The following is a 26,466-nucleotide window of genomic DNA, read 5'->3' on the forward strand; positions in this document are numbered from 1 at the left end:
GCTCAATAAACAAAAAACTTATTATTTTGATTGATAAAAAACGTCGATATGATTTAGATTGGTTACGTGTAATAGCTATACTTGCTGTATATTTTCATCATGTTGGAATGCCTTTTAATGGTGATGATTTTCATATTATGAATTCTGAATCTAGCAAATTACTGGATGATATAATGGTGCTTTTTGAACAGTTTAGATTACCGCTATTGTTTTTAATTTCTGGTACAGGAACTATGTTTGCTTTTTCAAAAAGAACGTGGTTAGAATTTATTAAAGAACGAAGTAAACGTTTAATAATTCCTCTTATTTTTGGAACTCTTTTTATTGTTCCTCCACAAACATATTTTCAATATATAAATAAATATAGTTCATATATTGAAGTATATAAAAATGGAGATTTTGAAACAAATCATTTATGGTTTATTGAGAATTTATTTATTTTATCTATTATACTAATTCCTTTGATTTTGTTTTTGAAGTCAACTAGATCTGATAAATTAATTTCTTTATTTGACAAAGTTTCAGCTAATAAATATGGAATCTTAGTAACTGGATTACCTTTACTTATAATTACAATTTTACTAAAAAAAATATATCCATCCGATTCAAAAGATATTACAAATCTTTCTTCTACTTTTTATTATGGTTATTTTTTTATTTCAGGAATGATTTTTACTTCTTCAAAAAAAAGTTGGAGTTACTTAATAGCACATCGGAAATTCAATTTAACCTCTTTTATTATTAGCTTTATACTATTTTATGGGTATTATTTATTGCCAAGTGAATATATATCACCCTATTTATCAATAAGTAACAGGTGGAGTTTATGGTATTTAGTTTGTACTATGTTAAGTTGGACTTTTGTAACAACACTACTTGGTTATGGACAAGTTTTGTTTAACAAAAAAAGTATCCTTCTTTATAAGTGTAATGAAGCTATATATCCTTTTTATATTTTACACCAAACCATAATTATAATAGTAGGATACTATATTATTTCGCTTGACTTTAGTATTTTGTCAAAAATATTCTTGTTGATTCTTACATCTTTTCCATTAACTATACTAATCTATAGAATTTTTATATACCCTTTTAAAATAACAAGATTCGTATTTGGGATGAAAAGTAAAAGTTAGATTAAAATTTTAGTACTAAAATTTAATTTTAAAAGCATCAAACAGGTGACTCAATGTCCAAGCAGGACCAATCATTAAAAATTGAATATCTTTCAAAAATGAAGGTTTTTTACCTTCGTGATTGTGCCCAATAAATTGAGCGATCCATGAAAGTACAAAGATAATTAGCATTATACTCCATAGAGGTAATAAATCAGCTTTTACTATTAGGTTAATCCCTAAAAGAACAAGTATTGAAAAGAATAACATTCCTAAAAAGAGAATAAATGATAACCTTAAATAATACATTAGTCCGAATAAAACTATTAGTGTTCCAAAATTTATATACGATATTAACTGTTTAGGAAATAAATTGGTAATACTATTAGGAACTGGTATACTTGCTAGTAATCCTATGATGCTAAAAAAAATTAGAGGCACACATACGTAATGTATTTTCTTATTAAATGTAGTTTGATGGCTTACAGCATATTCTTCTAATAATGATTCAATTTTTCTCATGGTTTTGTCTAATTATTTTTTTGAGGTACAAATTTTTTTAATTCTAAATATTCATTCATACCCTTATTTGTAAGGTAAGGCATAAGAATATTCCATAACATTTGCATCGAATGACCTTTATTTACTTTATATTTTTTGGAAGCTATTACTTGTTTTTGTGATTGCCAAAAGGTGCTGATCATCCATATAGAATAAATAACTTTATCGTAATCAATATTATCATTTTCAGGCTTCAGCCTACCTGATTCAATATAGTAATCGATTAATTTGCGTCCCTCTTTAAAGCGCACTAAATTTGAGACTTGATATGCTTTTGAAATAGTTGTATATGTTTTCAATATATGTACTACATCACTAAAAAAAAATAGGTAACGTTCTTGTAAATTATCAAATTTCAGCATCATTTCTTCAAAATGAAAAAGAGTGATATAACAATTTTTTGGAAGGATATAGTTTAAGGTTTCGTTGTACATTTCATTATAAATAACTTCTAGTAAAGCCGCTTTATCTTTATAATGATATCTAAGATTCCCCGCACTAATTCCTATTGAATCAGCTATTTGTTTCATTGAAACTGTTGATACACCTTGTTGGTTAAACAGTTCAATAGCAGTTAATTTGATTTTATTTTTCAAAAACATAGTATTGAAATCACATTCAAATATAGCTACATTTTACTAAATAAAAACAAAAATTAGTAAACACTTACTAATTTTACAATTTAATTATTATGCTTCACTAAGAAACAGGAACGAATGAGTAATATAGATTTAGTATATATGATCAATTAAAAAAGGCTATCAAAATAAATTTAATAACCTTTATAATACTTTAAACTCTAGATTAATTAGTCATATTTATCACTAATTAATGATATTTATTTCCAGGTGATAATATCTTTAAGATCTCTTCTAGACTTATCATGTGCTGGAGCAGTTTTTCTATAACCAAAAGCAACCATAAATGATAAACCATATTTATCAGTATCTATTTCAAACTTTTCTTTTAAAAGTTGCTCTGCTTTTTCTTGGTGAAATCCTTCTATAGGACAACTATCTATACCTACTAATGCTGCAGAAGTCATCATATTAGCTAAGGCAATATAAGTTTGCTTTGATGACCAATCAAATAATTTCTTGTCGGTATCTAAATTAAAATCTCGTTCCTGAAATTCTCTATAAAATTTCGAATACATTTCAATAACATCTTCAGGAAGCTGTTTAATATCTTTCATCATGTGCATAATATACTCTGAATCATGTTTTACCATAGGCGTTTTCATGCTTAATCCTAATATAAAATGACTGGCTGTATCCAACTTTAATGGCGCTCCCCATGCAACTGGTTTCAATAATTCACGTAGCTCTTTATCTTGTACCACTACAAAATGCCAAGGTTCAAAACCAAATGAGCTAGGTGATAAATTGGCTGTTTTAAGAATAAAATCTATATCTTCTTTCGATACAGTTTTTATATTATCAAATTCTTTTGTTGCATGTCTATATTTAAATGCATTTAAAATGTCATCTTTAGCTATACTAGGTTTTATTGTACTCATAATCATTTAATTTTATTATTATTATTAGCTTACTATCAAAAGTATAGTGACAAAAATATAGATAGTTCATTAACTATACAATAACGGTCAAAAATGATAGTATACACAAAAACTCACAAAACACTAATTAACAATCAATTAAAACACAAATAATCTACTATACTTTGTATAGTTAAAATATTAAATATAGTTTGATATATTTGTAATTGTAAAAGCAAAATTTATGGAAATAAAACATAAAAAATGTCTTATAAAGTATAATGATAAGTTATTTTCATGTACTACAAGTATTGCAATGGAATTAATTGGAGGTAAATGGAAAAGTGTAATTTTAATTTACTTAATTGATGGTAAAAAACGTTATAATGAGCTTTATAAATTAATTTCAACTATAACTGAACGTACTTTAAGTTTGCAATTAAAACAGCTAGAAAAAGATGGATTAATATCTCGTAAAGTTTATACAAAGAAGCCACCTTTAAAAGTAGAATATGCCCTAACATCCTTTGGCAAAAGTTTAACTCCAGTATTAACTTCGATAGCAAATTGGGGTAAGATTGTTGCTAATGAAAAGGGAGAAATTATTGAATAAATTTTAGTTAACTACTTTTACCCACTCTAATTACTCGTTATAAAATACTTGTTGTCAGTATTTTATAATTTTCATATATTTTCACTTCATTAAAATATGATTTATGGCACTTTCAAAATCACCTTTTAAACATGTAGTAGTTATGATGTTCGAAAACCGTTCATTTGATAGCATGTTGGGATTTCTTTATAAAAATAATATTTCACCATTAACAAAACAACCTTTTGAAGGTTTAACAGGAAAAGAAACAAACCCAGATAGAAATGGAGATGCTGTAAAGGTTTTTAAAATTGACCCTACTGATCCTTATGCCTATTTTATGCCTAAAAAAGATCCTGGTGAAGGTTTTGCTAATACAAATTATCAATTATTTGGAGCTGAAAAAAAGCCCTTTCCAAAGGGTATTGCTCCTAATCAAGGTTTTGTGTTAGATTTTGAGAATCCCATTGATAACGCTCCACTAGAAAAAATGGAGAATCCTAAAACGGATAAAATAACATCTACCAAAACTGTAAAAAGCAAATACGACTATAAAAGTGATGTTTATAAAAAATGGTATAATACTCCAAAACCTAAAGAACATTCTAAGCATGTACCAGATTTAAAAAGTGTTGTAGGAAAAGACATTATGGGAATGTTTACTCCTGAAACACTACCTGTTTTATCTAGTTTAGCGAAAAACTATGCTGTTTGTGATCATTGGTACTGCTCTGCCCCAACTGAAACATTACCAAATAGAGCTTTTACCCATATGGGAACTTCTCAAGGATACTTATATGATGAAATACATTCTTATAGTGCTAAAAGTATTTTTAAGCACTTAATGGATAATGATAAAACTTGGGGAATTTTTGGCAACAATGGTAAACCTTATACTGTAGCATTTTGCCAAGATATTCCAAGTACAACAAATAAAGAAGGGAAAAAAGTTATTGGTCAATTACCAAAAGGCTGTAAAGTTGGAGCTTTTGAAGATTTTGAAAATGCTTTAACCAATAATGAACTTCCAGATTATACGTTTCTTGAACCAATTTGGGGACATAAAGGAAATAGTCAACATCCTAACTATAATGTTGCCGATGGTGAACAATATTTATTAGAAATTTATAATGCCTTAAAAACATCTCCTTATTGGGAAGATACTTTACTTGTTGTTACTTATGATGAGCACGGTGGTTGTTATGACCATGTAACTCCTCCAAATACAGCCACTTCTCCACCAGCAGTTTCTAAGGCTTTTGGATTTGAATTTGATCGTTATGGTGTTCGTGTACCTACTGTATTAATTTCCCCAAAAATTGAAGCAGGAACTGTATATAGAACTAAAAGTGATGTTCCATTAGATCATACCTCAATATTAGCAACTTTAGAAGAGATGTTTGAATTATCTCCATTAACTGAACGAGATAAAGCTGCACCACATATTTTAGATGTAGCTACCTTAAAAATTCCAAGAACTGATAACCCTATGAAAGGTATTGTTCCTCCTAAAGCAAACTCAGCAATAAAAATCGAGGATCACGCCTCTCAAATACAACAAATGCACGCAGCAGCGTTAACAGATAAACATAATCGTGAGACTGGTGAAAATAAAAAAACTCCAAGTTTTGCATCAGAAAAAGAAGCAACATCATACATTAATGAACTACATAATAGGTATTATACTTATTCAAATGAGTAATTCTGTGATTCCAATACTTGAATAGAAGTATGATTCTTTAAATATGAATTAAGTATTTTTTTAGTTTCATTAGTATTATTATGAGGTATTAAATTATCAAGATAAACTCCTGTTTCAATACTATTAGCTTCTTGTTCTTTATAATATCCAAATCCTTTGTATTGATTGTTCGCTATTAGTACAAAGGCTTTTTCATTGATGTTTCTACCATCTAATTTGATGATAAAATCATTATTTTTAAACTTTAAAGATTCAATAGCTTTTAAAACCCTTTGATTATAATTATTAACATCTTCTTCTTCTACACAAATGCCTCTACATTCTTTTATTTTATAATGAAAACAACTTTGAGTATTTGTTTGTAGATGACAGTATTTAGGACACAATTCATAGTCTTCACATAGTTTTTCTAAAAAACTTCTAGCCTCACTTAAAGAATAAAATTTATAAATAGCATCCTGTATCATTTTTGAATTATTCCATGCTAAATGAACTATTCCTTTTCTATCGGTATAACTAAATAAACTATAGTTAGGTGATTTTTTTTTCTGCGCTCTATTGAATTTAGGATAGTGCTTTTTTATTTCTGAAGATTCTAATAATAATGCTATTAATTCATTCCCTGTTTTTTCATAAGTAACATTAGATATATTCATGCACATATCCATCTCCTTTTTCTTTTTATCATGAAAATGGCTTAAAACACGTTTTTTAATATTATTAGCTTTACCTACATATATAATTTCCTTCTTTTTATTCCAAAAATAATACACCCCATGAACTTGAGGTAATTCTTCAAAAACTTTTTTAGATAATAATGGCGGTAATGTAGCTTCTTTAGAATTCGCTTTTAAAAAGCTGTTAATAACAGTACTCTTTTCGTCAATTTCTAATAACATACCCAATAAAATTACAGTAGCTTCAGCATCTCCTCTAGCTCTATGCCTATCTTTTATTTCAATATTTTGAGATCGACAAATTTCCCCTAAACTATAAGAGTTTCTATTAGGGATAAGTTTTCTAGATAATCTAATTGTACAAAGTTTTTTTCTTTTAAAAGTGAAACCTAATGAAGTAAACTCTTTAGAAATTATTCTATAATCAAAATTAACATTGTGCGCTACAAATATGCAATCTTCAGTTATTTCGTGTATTTTTTTTGCAACTTCTTCAAATTTTGGAGCCTCTCTTACCATGTAGTTATCTATACCAGTAAGTGTTGTAATGAAAACAGGTATTGTTGTACAAGGATTTATAAGTGTAGTAAATTCATCTATAATTTTTTCACCATCATATATAAAAATACTTATTTCAGTAATTTTAGTACCACCATTGGTTTCTATGTCAACTACAGCATAATTCATTATTCTAATTTGGCTAAAGATCTTAATTCAACACCTAATTGAGTTAGCATAGTTGCTATACTACTAATTTTCAAATCTCTTTCATCATATTCTTGAGTATTAATACTGCAAGTGAACTCCCATAATTCAACTACTTCAGAAATAGGAACATTATATGTTTCGTAATTTTTATTATCTGGAACTAACAACAAAGTATTGTTTTCTTCAATTTTATTATAGACTCTCTTATAAGTAATTCCATCATTTTTTGTAACTAAAATATACGAAACTCCATCTCTTACATCGTCAATACTCTCAACAAAACTGGCTACAACAAAAGAGCCATCTTTCATTGGATGCATTGAGTCACCTTTGATTGGAAAAGCTCTATGTTTTCCTACAGGTAAAAAAGGTAATTTAATTCGTTGTAATTGTTCTATGTACTCAGGATCATTATACCCTAATAAATAACCTGCCGAAGCTTCAGTAGGTATTATTTCTATTAAATTATCATCTTCACTATCAACTGTTATTGGAAATAATATTCTTTGATTTCCTATTTCAATGAAAGAAGTTTCTTTGGAATAAGTTAAATCATTTTTTACTAAAATATCTATTGGTAATTTAAAATAATTTGAAATGACTATTAATGTTTCAATAGGAGGTTCAGAGCGACCTTCTTCATATGAAGATACTCTTGATCGAGTTATATGTATCTCATCTGCAAATTGCTCTTGAGTTAATTCTCTTAAATGCCTTAAATGACGTATGTTTTTTGATATATTTTTCATTTGCTACAAATATAAGCAAGGATTGCTACATATTGTAGTTTATCTAAATAAAATATAGAATTAATTAGCTTACTATTATAAGGCGCTAATATACTGATTGTTATATTTTAGCTTGATAGGTATATAAGTCAAAATATCTTCCATTTTTAGCAATAAGTTCATCATGAGTTCCTTGTTCTGCAATTCGTCCAGATTCTATTACTAAAATTTGATCAGCTTTTTTAATAGTACTCAAACGATGTGCAATAACAATGGTTGTTCTATCTTTTACAAGTGTTGCAAGTGATTTCTGAATAAGTGCCTCACTTTCTGTATCTAGATTTGATGTAGCTTCATCTAAAATAATAATTTTAGGATTAGCTAAAATTGCTCTAGCTATAGCAATACGTTGTCGTTGCCCTCCAGAAAGTTTTACCCCCCTCTCTCCTATTAACGTATCCAAACCATTTTCAAAACGATCAGTAAACTCATTTACATATCCAGCTTTTACAGCTTGTAGTAATTCTTCTTCACTAGCTTCGGGTCTTGGAAATAAAATATTATCTCGTATGGTACCTTCAAATAAAAACTCATCTTGTAATACTACCCCTAAATGTTTTCTAAAGCTACTTAATTTAAGTTTAGCTAAATCCTCTCCATCAATTGTAATTGTTCCAGATTGTGGATTTAAAAATGTTGCACTCAACCCTGCAATCGTAGATTTACCTGAACCAGAACTTCCAACAAGAGCTATTACTGAACCAGCTTCTGCTTGAAAACTTACATCATGTATAACATTTTTTCCTTCTTCATATGCAAATGACACATTTTTAAATGTTAAGTTCCCTTTAAAATTATCTAGTTCTATAGTACGGTTTCCTAGCTCTTCTTCTGGAGTCATATTCATTAGTTCTTCAGTTCTATCTAATCCTGCTAAAGCTTCAGTAAATTGACTTCCTATATTACTCATTTGTATAATTGGAGCTATCATTAATCCTAAGTACAAGGTAAAAGATAAAAAATCACCCGTAGACATCTTTCCTTGAATCATAAAATAACCTCCTATTCCCATAATTCCTAAAGAAGCTAGTCCTAGTAAAAAAGTAGAAGAACTTGACATAATTGCAGTTGCTGTTAAACTCTTTTTTACATTTTGAAATAAAAGATCTACACCTTTTTCAAAAATTCTATTCTCTTGCTGTTCCGCATTAAAACCTTTGATTACACGTACACCAGCAAGAGTTTCTGTTAACCGACCTTTCACTTCTGCATTAATTTTTCCTCTATTTCTAAAAATAGGTCTAATGTATTTAAATGCTTTCAAAGCTACAAAACCAAAAATAACAACAGGAAGAAATACAAATAATGTCATCCAAGCATTAATACGAATCAATAATACAACAGAAACTACAGCTGTTATAGTACCTCCAACCAATTGAACGAGTCCTGTTCCTATTAAATTACGTACACCTTCTACATCACTCATAATACGAGAAACTAAGTTTCCAGATTTTGTGTTATCAAAAAAACTAATTGGTAATGATAATACCTTTTTTTGAACCTGAGCTCGTAATTCTGATATTACATATTGTGCTTGAACACTTAATATTCTAGTTAGTAAAAATGACGTTATTGCTTGTAATAATAATGCTATTCCTACAAACAATAAAACTTCATAGAGCTTGGTCATATCTTTATTAGGAATAACTTCATCTAATAAAATTTTAGATTGCCAAGGTAACACCAAACTAGCCATACGGCTGATTACAATTAAAATCAATCCAACAAGAACTAACTTACGACGTGGCCAAATAATAGTTTTAAAAGCTTTACCTATAGTTATTCTAGGCTTCTTTTTATCCTCTTTTTCTTTTGATGTTGTATGTTGGTATTCTTTCATGTTTGCTATCTAGAAATATCTTATCAAAGATAGCTTAAACGACTATGTATTACTTAAAAAAATTGCCAATTAATTTATGTTTCTTATTTCAAAAACACTATCAAGACTTTTGATTATTTTCAACTAGTATATAAATCAATCCAAAAAATGCTATAATAGAACAAACAAAAAATATTTGAGGAATTTTTTCTATCATGTTAGTATAATACCATCCTGAGAGCAATGCTCCTAGTCCTATTCCTGCTTCTAAAGCAATATACATAGTTGCTATAGATTTACCTTTTGTTAATGGATTACTCAAATCAATTGTCCATGCATTTACCGTTGGAGAGATTATTCCCATTGCAATTCCATATAATGTAGCAGCTATCAACATTCCATTAATACTTTCTAATTTACCAAGTAACAATAGTGCAATACTTAAAATAACTAATCCTATAGTAATTATTATTTTACGACCATAAACATCAGAAATTTTACCCGCTAGTAATCGTACAAAAAGGGATGCTATTGTAAATGCAATAAAAAATGTTCCTTTATTAATAATACCTAAATGATCACTCCAATCAGGAATTAAAGTTAATATAACTCCAAAACTTAAGTAAGTACTGAAAGTGACATATGCAGCTGGTAAAGCTTCTTTTGCAATAATATCTGATTTTGATATTTTAAGTGTCTGTAGTGTAAATTGCTGTTTATTAACCAATGTTTCTTTTACTCTTAAAATTAAAATAATAGATAATAAAGCCATCATTGAAGAACTGTAAAACAATACATTATAATTGGAGTATAGTTTAATATAACTCCCTAAAGCAGGTCCTAAAGCTAATCCTGTACTAAAACACATTCCCTGAATTCCCATTGCTTCACCTAATCGTTTTTTGGGAATAATATCTGATACATATGCTGCAATTGCTGTTGGGCTAAACCCTGTAGAAAATCCATGCACTAATCGTAAAAAAAGAAAACCAGAAACACTGGTTAATATTGGATAAAACAACCCTGAAACTACACAAACTAGAGCACCTATAATCAACACTGATTTTCTACCAATAGTATCAGTTAATTTCCCACTAAATGGCCTTGAAAAACCAGCTGTTAATGTAAACAAAGAAATAATGAGTCCTTTATATTCAACACCACCCAAATTACTTAAATAACTTGGTAACTCTGGAATTAACATGTTATAACTTGCAGAAAAAAACAGCGAACTCAAACAAATAAAAATAAATTGAGGGGTATAAATTTTTTGACTAGAAACCATCATAACATTATATTTTTTCAAACGACATTTCTATTTCCTCTAATGAGTAATCCCAAATAGCTTTAGATCCCAAAATGACTGGCTTGGTTTTCTCTATAACTTTTTCTTTAGCCACATTGTATTCTTTCCAAGTTCCTCCTTTATTAGAAACATTTTGTAAAATAGGTTCAAACCGATCCATGGCTTTTGCAAATTTTGCTTCATTTGTTTCCCCTCTTTCAAACTCTAACCATATATCAATAAATTCTTTAGCTTGAATTTCTGGTAACATTCCAAAAATCCTTTTCGCTGCCTTTAATTCTTCCTCAGTATTATTATGATTTTTAGTTGTATCAAAAATAAAAATATCACCTGAATCAATTTCAACAATATCATGAATCAATACCATTTTCAGTACTTTAAAAAGATTAATTTCTTCATTACTATGTTCAACTAAAATTAAAGCCATCATAGCTAAATGCCAACTATGCTCTGCATCATTTTCATGTTTATCACTATTAAACAACTTTGTTTTACGTTGTATATACTTTAATTTATCTATTTCTTTTATAAATTGAATTTGCTGTAATAATGTATTCATTCTTATTTGTATTTCTAATTTATTATATAATTTTACAATGCAAATTACTTGCTATTAGAAATTTTAAAAAAGGACAATTGTCCCAACTCAAAAATGATTAGAACTAACGTTGATTTTTTAACATACATTGAATTATTAAATGAAAAATATCCTAACTTTTTTTTAATAGAGAATTATAACCCAAAAGAAGTTATATTAAAGCAACAAAAAAGATATCAATCATTATATATCATTAAAAATGGTATAACTAAGTGCTATTTATCTGATGAAAATGGAAAAGAGTTTATTCAAGAATTTTTAGGTAAAGGAATGGAGTTTGGTGAATTAGAAGTTTTTAGTGGGAATTTAAGTTATTGTTCTATTGAAGCAATATCAAAAGTCGTTGTTTACAAAATATCATATAAAAACTACAACTATTTGCTAGATAATGATCGTTTATTTAATAGATTAGTAATAAAGTCAATGGCTTTAAAAATAGGTTATAAAGCACCAAGGCATTCTTTTCAACAATCCTACTCTATTGAAGAAAATATTTTAAAACTAAAACACAATTATCCGGATTATGATAAAATATTTTCTAAAAATGATATTGCCAATTATTTAGGTATTACTATTCGTAGCTTAAACAGAACATTAAATGGATTAAAATAATTATTGTAGTTCAAAAAACATTTATTTTTTCATCATAGGACCTAAGTTCTCACCTCCTAATAAATGTAAGTGTAAATGAAAAACAGACTGCCCTGCATCTTCATTTACATTCATTGTTAAGCGATATCCTGTTTTTGCAATGCCTTGCTCTTTAGCTATCTTTTTTGCTACCAAAAATAACTTTCCCAAAACTAAAGCATCATTTTCTGTAATATCATTTACTGTATGAATTTCTTTTTTAGGAATAATCAGAACATGTACTCTAGCCTGTAATCTTAAAGGTAAAAAAGCTATTATATCGTCATCTTCATAAATAACTTTAGCAGGTAATTCTTTATTAATTATTTTTGTGAAAACGGATCCTTTCTCTATTTTTTCAGCTTTTATTTCCTGGTAATCTTTACTTTGACCAAAACTAAAAAACACATTAACTATTAAAATAGTTGCTACTAAATATTTCTGAAACATATTTATTAAACTCTTTTCATCAAAAATAATAATTTTTAAAAAACACACCGCTATAATTTATCCTATTAAGAAAACTTTATGACTATAAAAATAGTAATATAACTATATTTGTAGTCGTAATTTAAAAATATTTATATATTTGCCTTATGAATGAATTAACAAAAGCTGAAGAACAAGTAATGAAATATGCTTGGAAACTTGAAAAAGCATTTTTAAAAGATATAGTAGCAGAATTCCCTGAACCTAAACCAGCCTACACTACAATATCAACGGTAGTAAGAGTATTGGTTAAAAAAGAATTTTTAAAATTTGAAACATTTGGTAAAGTAAGGCAGTATTATCCTAGAATATCAAAAGATACTTATTTCAAAAAACACATGAAAGATGTGATAGGTAATTTTTTTAGCGGATCTGCTAGTAAATTTGCATTATTTTTTACTAATAATGAAGATTTAAATCTTACAGAGTTAGAGAAAATGAAAGGAATGCTAGAAAGTAAAATTGAAAAATTAAAAGCAAAAAATGAGTAATATTTTAGTATACCTAATACAAGTAACTAGTATTTTTTCTGTATTATACTTTATATACATACTGTTTTTTAACAGATTAACTTTTCATATTATAAATCGAAGAATATTAATATTATTACTTCCTGTTTCTATCTTGCTACCTATTTTAAGTAACTTGTTTCCTGTTTTATCTTCAAAAATTATAGAAGTTCCCTTATTTGAGTATATAGTTAATTCTCAAAATCACCAAGTATTTGATAGTAATCAAAAAGAATTAGCCTCTTCATTTTTAAATTTCAATTCAATATTGATAGTTATTTATTTTTTGATTGTTATTGTTTATTTAATCAGAATTTTAATTAATACAAGATCTATATTTATTATAAAAAATAAGTCAATAATTCAAAGAGAAGATGGATATAAGTTAGTATTTGCTGATGTTCCAGAAATATTTTCATATTTCAAATGGATATTTATTCCTAAAAAAGAATTTAAAAAATATAATCAACAAATTGTAGAACACGAAAAAATACATATTAAACTAAAACATTCTTGGGATGTTATTTTAAGTGAATTTTACATCTCCTTTTTTTGGTTTAATCCGTTACTCTATTTTTATAGAAAATCACTCAAATCTATTCATGAATTTCAAGCTGACAAAGGAGTTCTTCAAAAAGGAATTAAAACTTCACAATATATGGAGTTATTATTACAAAGTCTTGAAATTCAAAAACCAAATAATTTATACAACTACTTTAATCAACCAATACTAAAAAAAAGAATTACTATGATGACAAAACCTAAATCTAAAAACCTATCTAAACTTATATATATAGTGCTTTTTCCTGTATTCACTATACTAACTTTAGCATTTACCAAACCATCAAGTACAAATGATTCATTTATAAAAACAATAAATATATCAAATCTAGTAAGTAACTCTCCTTCCCTATTTCCTGTTAAAAATGCTTCAAAAAAAGACATTACAAGTCTATTTGGAAAATTTAGAAAAAACTCAATTATAAAAAAGAAAGTTGTTCATGGAGGCATTGATATTAAAGCTTCTATAGGAACTCCTGTTATAGCTACTGCTGACGGTATTATTAATAAAGCCTCTCTTGAAAATGCTTGGGGGAACTTAATTATAATTACACATGCCAATGGTTACGAAACATGGTATGCACACTTAAATGATTTTAATGTTATTAAAAATCAAAAAGTAAAAAAAGGAGATATTATAGGTTTTGTAGGAAACACAGGACGTTCATTAGGTCCACACTTACATTATGAAGTAAAACAAAATGGTAAACGTTTAAACCCATTAAATTTTATTAAATAATTTTTCTATTTAAATAATTATTACCTGTATTTAAATAAAAATTTTAATCAAACCATTGGTTCTATTCATAAATAGAACCTTATAACTACGTTAATAAAAATATATGAAATCATTATTTGCATTCTTTTTAATACTGTTTCTAAGCACAAATAATTATGGACAAATTCATCAAATTTTTGAATATAATATAGATTCAATATTAAACTTTAAAAACATAGTAAAAGATAGTATATCAAATTCATTTATGGAAGAGAATTGGGATACATCTACTTATAACCCTTATAAAATTAAGATTAAAAAATATCCTTTTAATATAGTTTTTAAGGACAGCATTTATTCTTCTCCTATTGATAGAAAAAAAGTTATAACTTCTCGTTATGGATGGCGAAGAAGAAGAGCTCATAAAGGAATTGATATCGACTTAGTAACTGGTGATGATGTTAAGGTGATGCTTGATGGAAAGGTACGTTATGTAAATTACCATTCAGGACATGGAAAAGTTGTAGTTGTAAGGCATTATAATGGATTAGAAACATCTTATTCTCATTTATCTAAACAATTAGTAAAAGTAAATGATACAGTTGTTAAAGGGCAAATAATAGGTAAAGGAGGTACAACTGGAAATGCAAGAGGTAGCCATCTTCACCTTGAAGTTAGTTTTAAAGGAACTTATATATATCCTGAATATTTATTTTCTTTTAATGAAAAAAACAACATACGATCTCAAAACATATGGGTAACTAAAAATTGGGTAACTCCATATATACATAATTCAAAAAGGCAAAGTTCTATTTTAATTTGTAACACCTATGAAGAGGCTATTAAAAAGAGTAAAAAGACAAAACAAGTATATGTTATAAAAAAAGGAGATACTCTTTCAAAAATTTCAAGTAAACATCGAATATCTATAACTTCAATTTGTAAAACAAATTCAATTAGAAAATCAAGCACCTTGAAAATTGGTCAGAAACTTGTTTTAATTCAATAAATTTAGTTTTTAATTTCTAACAAAAAACACCAATAAAATCTTAGTAAATGTAGCTCTTTTATTGGTGGTTTTTTATACTATTTAAGTAGATTTTTATTCTAAATCTCTAATCCATTGTGTTTCATTTTTAGTAAGTAAATAATCTTTTAAAGTTTTTGATTTAGCTGAAAACGATAAAGTATCACCTTTATAAATTCCAGAAAAAGTAAATTTATTTTTACCTGTTTTTTTATAATTAAATAAATAATCACTTCCTGAAGTATTTTCAATAGGTTTAAAAGTTATTGTTTTATCTAGTACATTTTCTTCAAATTTAAACCATTGTGTTTGACCATCACTATTTTTTATTACAACATGTTTAGGGTAATATTTATTACAATTTAGCCTCATAGTTTTCCATCCTACTCTATCACCATTTGAACTATTTATAGTATCTCTATTTTTTATAAAAATATCAATTTCATATATTCCAGTCATTTCTATATTATTCGAGTTCTTCTCAGTCCTTATTCTTTCTTTAAAACTATTTCTAAATGATATTATAAAATATATTAAAATAATTCCTTTCAAACCATATCTAATTTTTTTTGAATTAAAAAGGGGAGCAAAATTATATGGTATTGTTGGTTTATTAGTGATGAAAAAATTAATTAGCTGTTTTAAATTATCAAAAATTAAAAGAACAGTCATTAATAATAAATGAATAGCAAACATTTTAACACTAACATCATATCCTATATCAACAAGTACTACATTTACCATGGCTATAAATAAAATAAAAGCCCCAATAAAAGTTGTTCTTCTAAATAATACTAAAACACCACCTATAACCTCTATCAACCCTGTACTTATTGAATAGAAATCAGAATAACTCATGAACTTCCATAAAAGACCCATTCCACTTTGATTTCCAAGATTAGTTTCTAAATCATTAATATCTAAAGAACCAAATTGCAATAAAAACACTTTAGCTAAACCATAAAGAATTAAAGTTAAACCTATATGATATCTAAGAATAGTTTGTAATAAAACTTTTAGTTTATGTGTGTAAGAATATTTTATTTTTGAATCTATAAAAAACCAAATTACAGAGCCTATTGTTGAAATGGATACGATTAATAGAAACCTTGAATAATCATATTTTGAATCAAAGCCATTTTGCAAATTATTAATATAAAATTCCCAACCTAAAAACGTTTGTCCAAACCAAATAGTAATTCCTTTCCAAAAGGAAATATTTTCAGGATTTAACTCATTTATATATTCAAATCCATAAGGAAAAATATAAAGAATTATATATAAAAATATAAACCTCCAAAACAATTTTCTTTTAAAATTATATTTCTGATTTTCTAGTGTTTTCATATTGAATTATAGCAATTTTTAAATTATAACAATAAATAGTATATTTTGTTTCTTTTGCTAAAATACTGAGATAGCATAAAAATATTATAGTTATATGTTTTTATATTTTTAATATAAAAACTATTCAATTCCATTAAAAACAAGCTTGTCGCAAACTTGTCATACAGTTGACGCTATCAATAATACCTATTACTTTTTAATTTTACTCAAAAATTAAAACATGAGAATATTTAAACTAATAAAGTTATCCTTATTAATAAGTGTATTTCCTTCAAATGCTATACAAAGCCAAGAATTTGAATCAAAAATTGATCAACTAATTTCAAAAACTTATACTCCTGATGGTCCTGGAATATCTATTTTAATTGCAAAAAAAGGTACCCCTATTTATCAAAAGAATTATGGAAAATCTAATATAGAGCTTAATTTACCTATAAATAGTAAAACTGTTTTTCAAATTGGTTCTATAACAAAGCAATTTACAGCAATTGCAATTTTAATGCTTGAAGAACAAGGGAAATTAAAATTAAACGATGAAATTATTAAATACATACCTGAGTACCTTAATAAAGGAAATAAAATAACTATTCATAATTTATTAAATCACACTTCAGGAATAAATGGAAAAACTCCAATTAGCAGTAATAAATTAAAGCGATTAGATTTGACTGTAGATCAAATAATAGATTATTTTAAAAATAAACCTTTAAAGTTTTTACCTGGAGAGCAGTTTAGCTATAGTAATTCTGGTTATATATTATTAGGTAAAATTATTGAAATTGTATCAGGGAATTCTTATGAAGATTTTATAGAAAATAATATTTTTAAAAAGTTAGGAATGACTAATACTCGATATGGTTATCATAACGAAATTGTTAAAAATAGAGCTAATGGTTATCAATTTTATGGAAAAAACTATATGAATGCACCTTATATAAGTTTATCAACTCAATATGCGGGAGGTTCAATATTATCAACTGCGGGTGATTTATTAAAATGGCAAAATGCACTTGTGTCAAATATTTTAATAAAAAAATCTAGCTTTGAAAAAGCAACAAGTAAATCTGTTTTAAATAATAAACAAGTAATTTCCTATGGGTACGGTTGGTATAATAGAAAAATTAATAATTCTACAGTCTTTGTTCATGGTGGTGCTACACCTGGTTTTATGTCAAATAGTATTTATTTAAAACATAAAGATATTTACATAATTGCATTAACAAATTGTTATTGCAAAAAAGTAAAAAACATTCAAAAAATCACTTATAAAATAGCTAGTTTATTCACTAAAAATAAAAAGGAAGTAATCATCAATAGAGTTAAATTATTAGAAAATGAGTTAAACAAATGGGTTGGAAACTATAAGTTAAGTAACAATACTTACATAAAAATAGAACTAAATAATGGATATTTATATGGTTTTAATCCAAAAAATAAAAATATAAAACACAAATTAATTTCAACATCGAAAAATGATTTTATTTTTGAAAACAAAAAGATAAATTTTCATTTTTATATCTCTAAAAATGGAAGTAAAAAAGTAAAAATGTCATCAGGAAATAGAACGTTAATTGGATTTGAATATAAAATAAATAAGTAGATGAATTTAGCTGATAAAATCAAAAAGTTAAGAACAAAGAATGGGTTTTCACAAGAAATGTTGGCTGAAAACTCAGGATTGAGTTTAAGAACTATTCAAAGAATTGAAAAAGAAACATCTGTTCCAACTGCTGATAGTATTAAGAAATTAGCAGCAGGACTAAACATAACTCCAGATGAATTAATTGATTGGGAAATTACTAAAAATCCCGGTTATTTAAAAAGTTTGAATTTATCTGCCTTAACTTTTCTTTTCTTTCCTTTGCTAGGAATATTAGTACCTTCTTTAATATGGTTTATTAAAAAAGATAAAATAACAGATTTAAACACAACTGGAAAGGCTTTAGTTAACTTTCAAATAACATGGAACATCGTATTCTTTCTAATTTTAATATTAATGTTTATTTCTTCTAAAACAAATTTTTTACTATTTGGGGCTGGTCCAATAACTTTGTTTATTGGAATAATGTATTTATTTAATTTCATATCAATAATTATTAACTCTTCTAGAGTAATGAAGGGAAAAAAAGCGAGTTATAAATTAAAAATCAAATTTTTAAATTAAACTAGTTTTAAATGTTTTTATAAAGGATAAATTTGTCTCTTATAAAATTATATACTAACTTTGCCGTATAATATTTAAATAGATGTTTTCAAAATCATGTGAATATGGATTAAGGGCTATAATTTTTATAGCTCAGCAAAGTGCTCAAGATATCAAAGTGAGTTTATCTACTATATCGAGTGCTATAGATTCTCCACAAGCATTTACAGCCAAAGTATTACAGCAGCTTACTAGAAATGATATAGTAAAATCTATTAAAGGCCCATATGGAGGTTTCGTTATAGAAGATTTTAAAATGAATACTATAAAGTTGAGTGACGTTGTAAAGATTTTAGATGGAGATTCTATTTTTACTAGTTGTGGTTTAGGTTTAAAAGAGTGTAATGATAAATCACCATGCCCCTTACATTTTCAATTCATTGAAGTTAGAAATAAACTTAAATCAATGTTAAACAATACCACATTATTAATGCTAGTTAATGATATGAATATTGATACATTTTTTTTAAAAAGATAAAAAAAACAATTTCAAAAAGGATAAAAAGATCCGAATATATTTTATGAAAAAAATTATAGTTATAACATTTATATGGATTGGTTTTGTAGGCGCCATAAGTTTTATGGAGTCTTGGTTAAAATTTCAAGCACCAAACATGACTACTGAACTTGGTTTAGGTATTGGGCAATTAGTTTTCAGGGCCTTAAATATTATGGAAATTATATTTCTATTAAGTATATCAATACATATTATATCAATATATAATAAAGAGAGTAAACTAATTCACTATTCATTTCTAATAGTAGTTGCAATAATTTTGATACAAACAACTTGGTTACTACCTATTTTAAATGAACGCGCGGAGAAAATCATTCAAGGTATTTCTATAAGTAAAAGTAATACTCACTTAATATATATTTTATTAGAAGTAATAAAAATAGTTTGCCTTTTCATATTTGGAATTAAATTATTAAAGAAATTAACTGTACAAAATGAATGAAATTAAATACTTTTTTTAATTCATAAACAATAAACCCACATCTTATTAAATATCATAAAAGCACGAGTAAAAGAGCTTATTGGGAACTCTTACCCTTTTTTTAAAATCAAAAAAACAATGACTTACAACAAAATATCCTTCATTAAAATCATTAATTACATTTAAAACATAAAGTAATGAATATTAATAAAAACACTTTAATAAGTACTATTGTTGCAGAAAATTACAAATCAGCTACTATTTTTAAATCATATGGTATAGATTTTTGCTGCAATGGTAATAGAAGTATAGAAACTGTTTGCAATACCAAAAATATTAATGAAAATGTACTAATAAACAAATTAGATAATTGTTTCAATACAGAAGTTGATACCAACAATTACCAATCTTGGGATATAGATTTTCTTTCAGATTATATTTACAACAAACACCATAAATACATAGAAAAAACGATACCAGAATTAAAATTGTATCTAGATAAATTATGTAAAGTTCATGGTATATGTCATCCTGAACTATTTGAAATATATAAATTGTTTACTGAAAGTGCTAACGATTTAACAATGCATATGAAAAAAGAGGAATTAATTCTATTCCCTTATTTCAAAAAATTAGTTGATGCTAGTAAAAACAAGTCAACTATTTCTAGTAATCAGTTTGACAGTATAAAAAGTCCGATAGCAATGATGCATAAAGAGCATGATAATGAAGGGCATCGATTTAGAAAAATTGCTGAATTAAGTAATGATTACTCTCCTCCTTTAGATGCCTGTAATACATATAAAGTAACCTATCAATTATTACAAGAATTTGAAGAAGATTTACATAAACACATTCATTTAGAAAATAACATATTATTTAAAAAAGGAGTAGAATTAGAAGAAACTCTACAAAATTAATAGAAACCATGAGAAAAACTTGGATCGCATTTATAAGTGTTGTAACCCTTTCGTTTATAGCGTTAATTTGGGTAGGAACTGAAGTATATCAAACACAACCTCCTATTCCAGAAAAGGTTGTTATAAAAAAATCTGGAGAAATTATTTACACAAAAGAAGACATTCAAACAGGGCAAAATGTTTGGGAATCTATTGGAGGAATGGAAGTTGGTTCTATCTGGGGACATGGTAGTTATGTAGCTCCTGACTGGACAGCAGATTGGATACATAAAGAAGCTATATATTTACTAAATCATTGGTCAAAGACAGAATTTCAAGTACTTTATGACAGCTTGAATGTAGAAAGAAAAGCAGCTATTAAAGCACGTTTAATCAATGATATTAAAACCAATACATTTAATGCTAGTACTAATACAATTACAATATCAAAAGAACGATTTGCTGCAATTAAATCTAATGTAAAACATTATACATCTATTTTTTCTGATGGTAAAGAAGAATATGCTATACCTAAAGGAGCCTTAACTGACTCTGTTAAACTAGAACAATTAAATGCTTTTCTATTTTGGACTTCTTGGGCGGCGAGTACTAATAGACCTAATAAAGATTATACATATACCTCTAATTGGCCTCACGAACCTTTAATAGACAATGTCATTACAAAAGATTCAGTTATATGGTCAGGGTTATCAATTGTATTGTTACTTCTTTTTATAGGAATCTTAACTTTTTATTATTTAAGAAATCATGAAAAAGGTGATGTAATAACTAAACCGAATACTGATCCTTTGACAGGAATGAAATTAGTGCGCTCTCAAAAAGCAATTTTAAAGTATTTTATTGTTATTTCACTATTAATAGGCTTGCAAGTTGTTTTAGGTATCATAACCGTTCATTACACAGTTGAAGGCCAAGCCTTTTTTGGAATTGATTTGGCTAGTTTTTTACCATATTCAATTACAAGAACTTGGCATACCCAATTAGCTGTATTTTGGATAGCTGCAACTTGGCTATCTACAGGTTTATTCTTAGCTCCCATGATTTCTGGCAAAGAATTTAAGTATCAGGTTTTTGGAATAAACTTTTTATTTGTTGCGCTATTAATTATTGTTTTGGGATCTATGTTAGGAGAATGGTTAGGGGTTCATCAATTTTTAGATTTAACAACTAATTTTTTCTTTGGTCATCAAGGTTATGAATACATGGACTTAGGTAGATTTTGGCAACTATTTTTAGGCATAGGTTTAATACTATGGGTGTTTATGGTTGGAAGACATATTGTTTATGCTATTCGTAAAAATGATGCTTCTAAACAATTACTTACAATTTTATTAATATCAGTAGTTGCAATTGGGATGTTCTTTTTCTCAGGACTAATGTATGGAGAAAATAGTAGTTTACCTGTTATTAACTATTGGAGATGGTGGCTAGTTCATTTATGGGTTGAAGGTTTTTTCGAAGTTTTTGCAACAGTTGTTATTGCTTTTATTTTTTCAAAAATGGAAATAATTTCTGCAAGAACAGCTGGAAGAGTTTCTATTGCTTCTGCAACCATATTTTTAGCCGGAGGTATAATAGGAACCTTACATCATTTATATTACTCAGGAACACCTGTTCAAGCAATAGCTTTGGGTGCAACATTTAGTGCTTTAGAAGTTGTTCCATTAACTTTAATGGGTTTTGAAATAAAAGAAAGTTGGACACTTTTAAAAAGTAAGCCATGGATGCAAAAATATAAATGGCCGATCTTCTTTTTTATTGCTGTATCATTTTGGAATTTTATTGGAGCTGGTGTATTTGGATTTTTAATTAATCCTCCAATTGCATTGTATTATATTCAAGGATTAAATACAACTGCTGTTCATGCACATACTGCTTTATTTGGTGTTTATGGAATGTTAGGAATGGGATTCATACTTATTTGCTTACGTTTTTATTCAAATAGAATTTGGGAAAGTAAAAAGTTAAAACGCGCTTTTTGGTTTTTAAATATTGGCTTAATTGCTATGGTTCTATTTAGTTTACTGCCTATTGGTATAATTCAAGCTTATACATCAATTACTCAAGGTTATTCATTTGCAAGAGATGCTGAATTATTATACTCTCCTGTTGTTCAAACTTTAAAATGGTTACGCATGATAGGTGATATTATTTTCTCTATTGGTATATATTACTTCTGTTGGTTTACCATCTCAGAAACTATATATAATTATAAAAGGAAAAAGATAAACTAATTTTTAAAGTAATACCATTACTCTTTGTTAAGAATAATAGCATTGAGTAATGGTTTTAAACTAGAAATTGAAAAGAAAAATTAAATAATAGAATATGGAAATAAATAAACAATTACAAAACGAAATAATAAAAAAAATTAAAGAAGTTTTTGATCCTGAAATACCTGTAGATGTTTATGAATTAGGATTAATATATGATGTTATTATTCATGAAAATAATAGTGTACATGTTTCAATGACATTAACATCACCATCTTGCCCTGTTGCTGAAACATTACCACAACTAGTAAAAAGAAAAATAGAAGAATTAAAATTGATTAATAAAGTGGAAGTTGAATTAACTTGGCAACCAAATTGGAATAGATCAATGATTAGTGAAGAAGCTAAATTAACTTTAGGAATTCTTTAAAATATAAATACTTATGTCAACATTTAGATCTAATAAATTTATTATTTTTTGCTTTCTAATAGTATTTCAAGATTTATTTCACTGTTTATTTCACACTTGAAATTTAAAATTTCACTTTTATATGATTCTGCTATTACTTGAATAGTATACTCCCCTACTTCTAAATTTACCAATTTAAATATTCCCTTTTTATTACTTAATTGGGCAATATCATTTGATGGAAATTTCACATTATTTAATAGAATTACTGCTTCATATATAGGACTATTTGATATTTTATCTACAATTGTTCCTGTAACTTTATTCATAATAAAAATAAGGCTATCTAAAAAGATTTTTATATTCGATTAACACCCTTTTAGACAGCCTCCTTATTAGTTTAATACTATTTTATTTATACTTATTTTTCCAATTTTTAAGATTCTTATAAACAGCTGAAGTTATTCTTGTAGCCGAATTTCCTAGTGAAGATCCATTCGTATGAATTCCAACTACATATCTTTTACCATTTTTATATTTCCATACTGGAGAGCCACTTTGTCCACCTGCAGAATCAATATTATACACTAAAGTTCTAGGTGTAACTAATTTAATTCTTCTACAATGCCACCATTGTGTTCCTGCTGGTTTATCTCCAGGATATCCTGATAAGTTTACTTTTAAACCAAGTAAACTGAAAAAGTTATAATTTGCATAGCCAAAATAACCAACTTTGTTTCCAAACTTACAGTTTTTTGGTAAAATAATAGCTCCATAGTCATTACTTCTTTTTTTGCTTTTTGTCCATCCTTTTACAGAGTGGAAATGACTTGTTTTACATGACCCAAAGGGTTTACTTGCTCCATTACGTCCAGGTATTACTTCTATACTTTTTGCCCATCCACCATGTTTATGCATATAAACAACATGTCCAGCAGTAATTACAGTTCTTGGTCCTATTAAAAAACCAGTACCTATCCAACTAGTTCCATCTTTAGCTTTAATTTTTAAAGAACAAATAGCTCTCCACGGGTATTTTGTAGTTCCATTTATTTTTTTACGATCATCTTTACCAATAACAACTTCTTGAACCATTTTTTGCCCACTTTCAGTTCTCATTAACTCAGCTAAATCTGCATCACCATAACTACCATAATAAGCATTTAATCCCTCCCCTTCTATGCTCTGAGGTGTATTTTCTTTAGAATCTACAACAGAATAATCATAGCCCTCTATTTTTTCTAAAGTATCGTCTTCAGTATTTTCAATAACATTTTCATTCAATTCTGAATTACCTCCTAAAAAAGGTTCTTCACTATCGGTATCCTCACCAAGTATAGTTTCATTTTCATTACTTACTTCATGGTAATCATCTAGTGCAGCTTCTTCATTATTGTTTTCATCAAATTCTGTAAATTCATTTTCTGAATTTACTTCTACCCCTTCAAAAGATTCTTCAGATAACCCTTCATTAATTATTCCTTCTTTTGTCTTTTCTAAAGTTTTCATTTTTAAATAATTTAAGTTTAATAATTGTATTACAAATTGCAAAATGTTACAACAAAATTATAAAACAACAAAACTTAAAAAACAAGGCTATACACTGATAATCAACAACTAAAACCTCCTTTGTTTTAAAGAAAATCACTTATACAAAAAATAATCTTAGAAATTATTTTTTAAAATTTCAGAACCAAGTTGAATAACTCCACTTATTAAAAAATCTAAATCTTCTTTTTTAGTTTTATGATTTACGATACAAACCCTAATACAATACTTATCATTAAGTATTGTAGAGGATGGAGAAGCTATTCCTTTTTCTTGCAATTGAATGATGATTTCTTCATTTAATTTATTGATTTTCTCCATGCTTAATTTTTTATTGAAATATCTGAAACAAACAATACTCATTGTTACAGGAGCTAATATTTCTAATTCATTACTTTTAAGTATTTTGCTTTCAAGATATTTTGCCTGTTCATTATTTTTTGAAATTAATTGGGCATGTTTTTTAATTCCGGTTTCCTTTAAACTCATCCAAACTTTTAATGCCTTAAAGCTTCTCGATAATTCGAAACCATAGTTATTAATGGCATCTAAACCTCCAGCTAATCCTCTTCCAGTTTGTAATAAATAGTTTGGTGTTATAGCAAAAGTGCTTCTATGAGTATCAGCATCCTTCACCAATAAGCATCCTAATTCATAAGGAACATGAAGCCATTTGTGTAAATCAAAAGCAACACTATCTGCTAATTCGATATATTTAAGTTTTGGTGCTATATTGGGGTCTAATTTAGCTAAGGCTCCATAAGCTCCATCAATATGAAGCCATAAATTATATTTTTTGCAAATGTTATAAATATCTTCTAAAGGGTCAATTGCACCCGTATTCACTGTACCTGTAGTTGCAACAATACAAAATGGTTGTAGCCCTTCTTTTATATCTAAAAGTAACTGTTCTAAAAGTTTATCGCAATCCATTTCATACTCTGAATTTGTTTTAATCTTCCTAACAAATTTATTCCCTATTCCTATTATTTCTGCTGCTTTAGTAATACAGCTATGTGTTTCTTCAGAACAATACACTACTAATTTTTTGCTATTCTTTTGAATACCGTGTTCACGAATTAAATTTGAATGAGCATTCCTTGCAACAGTTAATCCAGTAATGTTTGCCATAGATCCTCCACTTAATAATATTCCAGAACTAGAATTAGGGTAATTAAGCATTTGCTTACACCATTTTACTACCTGCTCATCAACATACATTGCTGCATGCTCACCAATAGTTACATTTGGATTCATAACAGCAGCTAACATCTCACTATAAGCCCCCATAAGGGTTCCTGAACCTTGAACCCAAGCAAAGAATCTCGGGTGAATATTTCCTTTATGATATGGTAATATATACCGTTTAAAATCTTGATACACCTTTTTAGAATTCTGAGGTTCCACAGGTAAATCTTCTTTAAAATATGCTTTAGTATCTTTTGGAATTTCTTTCCAACTTGGTTCAAGATGAATATTCTTTAAAAAAGAAATCATATCATCAATCATTTGATGACCAAGTTCTCTCATTTCTTCCCAATTCTCAGGATCTAACCCATTAATATCTTCTAAATTATTATTTGATTTCAT

The 26,466-nt window shown here is 27.2% G+C and carries 27 protein-coding genes; 14 read left to right on the forward strand and 13 right to left on the reverse strand.

Features of this window, described 5'->3' with window-relative positions:
* Positions 1-26 precede the first annotated feature (26 nt).
* Positions 27-1,136, forward strand: a complete 1,110-nt coding sequence (locus tag ACKTTQ_RS10530; RefSeq protein WP_158530846.1) for an acyltransferase family protein — start codon at positions 27-29, stop codon at positions 1,134-1,136.
* Between the two features lie 15 nt (positions 1,137-1,151).
* Here ACKTTQ_RS10530 and ACKTTQ_RS10535 read toward each other — a convergent pair whose 3' ends face one another.
* The 3 genes from ACKTTQ_RS10535 to ACKTTQ_RS10545 all read right to left on the reverse strand — a co-directional run bounded on the left by ACKTTQ_RS10535 (position 1,152) and on the right by ACKTTQ_RS10545 (position 3,195).
* Entirely contained in the window at positions 1,152-1,637 is a 486-nt protein-coding gene (locus tag ACKTTQ_RS10535) for an Mpo1 family 2-hydroxy fatty acid dioxygenase (RefSeq protein WP_113787129.1), read from the reverse strand.
* Positions 1,638-1,645: 8 nt separating this feature from the next.
* Positions 1,646-2,272, reverse strand: a complete 627-nt coding sequence (locus ACKTTQ_RS10540) for a TetR/AcrR family transcriptional regulator (protein WP_408049169.1) — start codon at positions 2,270-2,272, stop codon at positions 1,646-1,648.
* A gap of 242 nt (positions 2,273-2,514) precedes the next feature.
* On the reverse strand, positions 2,515-3,195 hold the full coding sequence (locus tag ACKTTQ_RS10545; protein ID WP_113787128.1) for an NAD(P)H-dependent oxidoreductase: 681 nt from the start codon (positions 3,193-3,195) through the stop codon (positions 2,515-2,517).
* A 223-nt stretch (positions 3,196-3,418) separates the two neighbouring features.
* Here ACKTTQ_RS10545 and ACKTTQ_RS10550 point away from each other — a divergent pair, with 223 nt between their 5' ends.
* Together ACKTTQ_RS10550 and ACKTTQ_RS10555 are read left to right on the forward strand one after the other, a co-directional pair.
* Positions 3,419-3,787: a winged helix-turn-helix transcriptional regulator gene (locus tag ACKTTQ_RS10550; RefSeq protein WP_113787127.1), complete on the forward strand. Its 369-nt coding sequence runs from the start codon at positions 3,419-3,421 to the stop codon at positions 3,785-3,787.
* 103 nt (positions 3,788-3,890) lie between these two features.
* On the forward strand, positions 3,891-5,468 hold the full coding sequence (locus ACKTTQ_RS10555; protein WP_408049170.1) for an alkaline phosphatase family protein: 1,578 nt from the start codon (positions 3,891-3,893) through the stop codon (positions 5,466-5,468).
* Here ACKTTQ_RS10555 and ACKTTQ_RS10560 read toward each other — a convergent pair.
* From ACKTTQ_RS10560 to ACKTTQ_RS10580, 5 genes are all read right to left on the reverse strand, one after another.
* Positions 5,453-6,832, reverse strand: coding sequence for an exonuclease domain-containing protein (locus tag ACKTTQ_RS10560; protein WP_408049171.1), 1,380 nt, complete (start codon positions 6,830-6,832; stop codon positions 5,453-5,455). The two genes, ACKTTQ_RS10555 and ACKTTQ_RS10560, sit on opposite strands and share 16 nt — an antisense overlap.
* Positions 6,832-7,602 carry an XRE family transcriptional regulator gene (locus ACKTTQ_RS10565; protein ID WP_408049172.1) on the reverse strand — a complete coding sequence of 257 codons (771 nt, stop codon included), beginning with the start codon at positions 7,600-7,602 and terminating at the stop codon, positions 6,832-6,834. Before ACKTTQ_RS10565 ends, ACKTTQ_RS10560 begins: the two co-directional genes overlap by 1 nt.
* A 100-nt stretch (positions 7,603-7,702) precedes the next feature.
* Positions 7,703-9,481 (reverse strand): ABC transporter ATP-binding protein, encoded by a 1,779-nt coding sequence (locus tag ACKTTQ_RS10570; protein WP_408049173.1) that lies wholly within the window; start codon positions 9,479-9,481, stop codon positions 7,703-7,705.
* 100 nt (positions 9,482-9,581) lie between these two features.
* Positions 9,582-10,697, reverse strand: coding sequence for an MFS transporter (locus tag ACKTTQ_RS10575; protein WP_408049174.1), 1,116 nt, complete (start codon positions 10,695-10,697; stop codon positions 9,582-9,584).
* Positions 10,698-10,752: 55 nt separating this feature from the next.
* A complete protein-coding gene (locus tag ACKTTQ_RS10580; protein ID WP_093871166.1) occupies positions 10,753-11,331 on the reverse strand; it encodes an HD domain-containing protein in 579 nt (192 codons plus the stop codon).
* Positions 11,332-11,418: 87 nt separating this feature from the next.
* On the opposite strand from ACKTTQ_RS10580, the gene ACKTTQ_RS10585 reads away from it, so the two are divergent.
* Positions 11,419-11,976, forward strand: coding sequence for a Crp/Fnr family transcriptional regulator (locus tag ACKTTQ_RS10585; RefSeq protein ID WP_408049175.1), 558 nt, complete (start codon positions 11,419-11,421; stop codon positions 11,974-11,976).
* Between the two features lie 21 nt (positions 11,977-11,997).
* On the opposite strand, the gene ACKTTQ_RS10590 is transcribed toward ACKTTQ_RS10585, so the two are convergent.
* Positions 11,998-12,444, reverse strand: coding sequence for a histidine triad nucleotide-binding protein (locus ACKTTQ_RS10590; RefSeq protein ID WP_093871164.1), 447 nt, complete (start codon positions 12,442-12,444; stop codon positions 11,998-12,000).
* 146 nt (positions 12,445-12,590) lie between these two features.
* Between ACKTTQ_RS10590 and ACKTTQ_RS10595 the strand changes: the two genes are divergently transcribed.
* The 3 genes from ACKTTQ_RS10595 to ACKTTQ_RS10605 all read left to right on the forward strand — a co-directional run bounded on the left by ACKTTQ_RS10595 (position 12,591) and on the right by ACKTTQ_RS10605 (position 15,280).
* Entirely contained in the window at positions 12,591-12,974 is a 384-nt protein-coding gene (locus tag ACKTTQ_RS10595; RefSeq protein WP_093871163.1) for a BlaI/MecI/CopY family transcriptional regulator, read from the forward strand.
* Positions 12,967-14,292: a M23/M56 family metallopeptidase gene (locus ACKTTQ_RS10600; protein WP_408049176.1), complete on the forward strand. Its 1,326-nt coding sequence runs from the start codon at positions 12,967-12,969 to the stop codon at positions 14,290-14,292. The genes ACKTTQ_RS10595 and ACKTTQ_RS10600 overlap by 8 nt, the downstream gene beginning before the upstream one ends.
* Positions 14,293-14,395: 103 nt before the next feature.
* Entirely contained in the window at positions 14,396-15,280 is an 885-nt protein-coding gene (locus ACKTTQ_RS10605) for a peptidoglycan DD-metalloendopeptidase family protein (RefSeq protein ID WP_408049177.1), read from the forward strand.
* 93 nt (positions 15,281-15,373) lie between these two features.
* Here ACKTTQ_RS10605 and ACKTTQ_RS10610 read toward each other — a convergent pair whose 3' ends face one another.
* A complete protein-coding gene (locus ACKTTQ_RS10610; RefSeq protein ID WP_408049178.1) occupies positions 15,374-16,645 on the reverse strand; it encodes a DoxX family protein in 1,272 nt (423 codons plus the stop codon).
* A 220-nt stretch (positions 16,646-16,865) separates the two neighbouring features.
* Between ACKTTQ_RS10610 and ACKTTQ_RS10615 the strand changes: the two genes are divergently transcribed.
* The 7 genes from ACKTTQ_RS10615 to ACKTTQ_RS10645 all read left to right on the forward strand — a co-directional run bounded on the left by ACKTTQ_RS10615 (position 16,866) and on the right by ACKTTQ_RS10645 (position 23,349).
* Positions 16,866-18,245, forward strand: coding sequence for a serine hydrolase domain-containing protein (locus tag ACKTTQ_RS10615; protein ID WP_408049179.1), 1,380 nt, complete (start codon positions 16,866-16,868; stop codon positions 18,243-18,245).
* Complete coding sequence (locus ACKTTQ_RS10620; RefSeq protein ID WP_408049180.1) at positions 18,246-18,809, forward strand: DUF4870 domain-containing protein; 564 nt, start codon at positions 18,246-18,248, stop codon at positions 18,807-18,809.
* Between the two features lie 82 nt (positions 18,810-18,891).
* On the forward strand, positions 18,892-19,326 hold the full coding sequence (locus tag ACKTTQ_RS10625) for an RrF2 family transcriptional regulator (protein WP_299133873.1): 435 nt from the start codon (positions 18,892-18,894) through the stop codon (positions 19,324-19,326).
* Between the two features lie 43 nt (positions 19,327-19,369).
* Entirely contained in the window at positions 19,370-19,807 is a 438-nt protein-coding gene (locus ACKTTQ_RS10630; RefSeq protein ID WP_408049181.1) for a hypothetical protein, read from the forward strand.
* Between the two features lie 176 nt (positions 19,808-19,983).
* Positions 19,984-20,706: an iron-sulfur cluster repair di-iron protein gene (ric, locus tag ACKTTQ_RS10635; RefSeq protein ID WP_408049182.1), complete on the forward strand. Its 723-nt coding sequence runs from the start codon at positions 19,984-19,986 to the stop codon at positions 20,704-20,706.
* Positions 20,707-20,714: 8 nt separating this feature from the next.
* Positions 20,715-22,940, forward strand: a complete 2,226-nt coding sequence (locus ACKTTQ_RS10640) for a nitric-oxide reductase large subunit (protein WP_408049183.1) — start codon at positions 20,715-20,717, stop codon at positions 22,938-22,940.
* 94 nt (positions 22,941-23,034) lie between these two features.
* Complete coding sequence (locus ACKTTQ_RS10645) at positions 23,035-23,349, forward strand: iron-sulfur cluster assembly protein (RefSeq protein WP_093871155.1); 315 nt, start codon at positions 23,035-23,037, stop codon at positions 23,347-23,349.
* Positions 23,350-23,390: 41 nt separating this feature from the next.
* On the opposite strand, the gene ACKTTQ_RS10650 is transcribed toward ACKTTQ_RS10645, so the two are convergent.
* The 3 genes from ACKTTQ_RS10650 to ACKTTQ_RS10660 all read right to left on the reverse strand — a co-directional run bounded on the left by ACKTTQ_RS10650 (position 23,391) and on the right by ACKTTQ_RS10660 (position 26,466).
* Complete coding sequence (locus tag ACKTTQ_RS10650) at positions 23,391-23,657, reverse strand: carboxypeptidase-like regulatory domain-containing protein (RefSeq protein ID WP_093871154.1); 267 nt, start codon at positions 23,655-23,657, stop codon at positions 23,391-23,393.
* 82 nt (positions 23,658-23,739) lie between these two features.
* On the reverse strand, positions 23,740-24,837 hold the full coding sequence (locus ACKTTQ_RS10655; RefSeq protein WP_408049184.1) for a trypsin-like serine peptidase: 1,098 nt from the start codon (positions 24,835-24,837) through the stop codon (positions 23,740-23,742).
* A gap of 156 nt (positions 24,838-24,993) precedes the next feature.
* The gene (locus ACKTTQ_RS10660; protein WP_093871151.1) at positions 24,994-26,466 is read right to left on the reverse strand and encodes a pyridoxal phosphate-dependent decarboxylase family protein; all 1,473 of its coding nucleotides are present in this window, start codon (positions 26,464-26,466) and stop codon (positions 24,994-24,996) included.

It is taken from the genome of Tenacibaculum halocynthiae, assembly GCF_964512825.1.
GTDB classification, from domain to species: domain Bacteria; phylum Bacteroidota; class Bacteroidia; order Flavobacteriales; family Flavobacteriaceae; genus Polaribacter; species Polaribacter halocynthiae.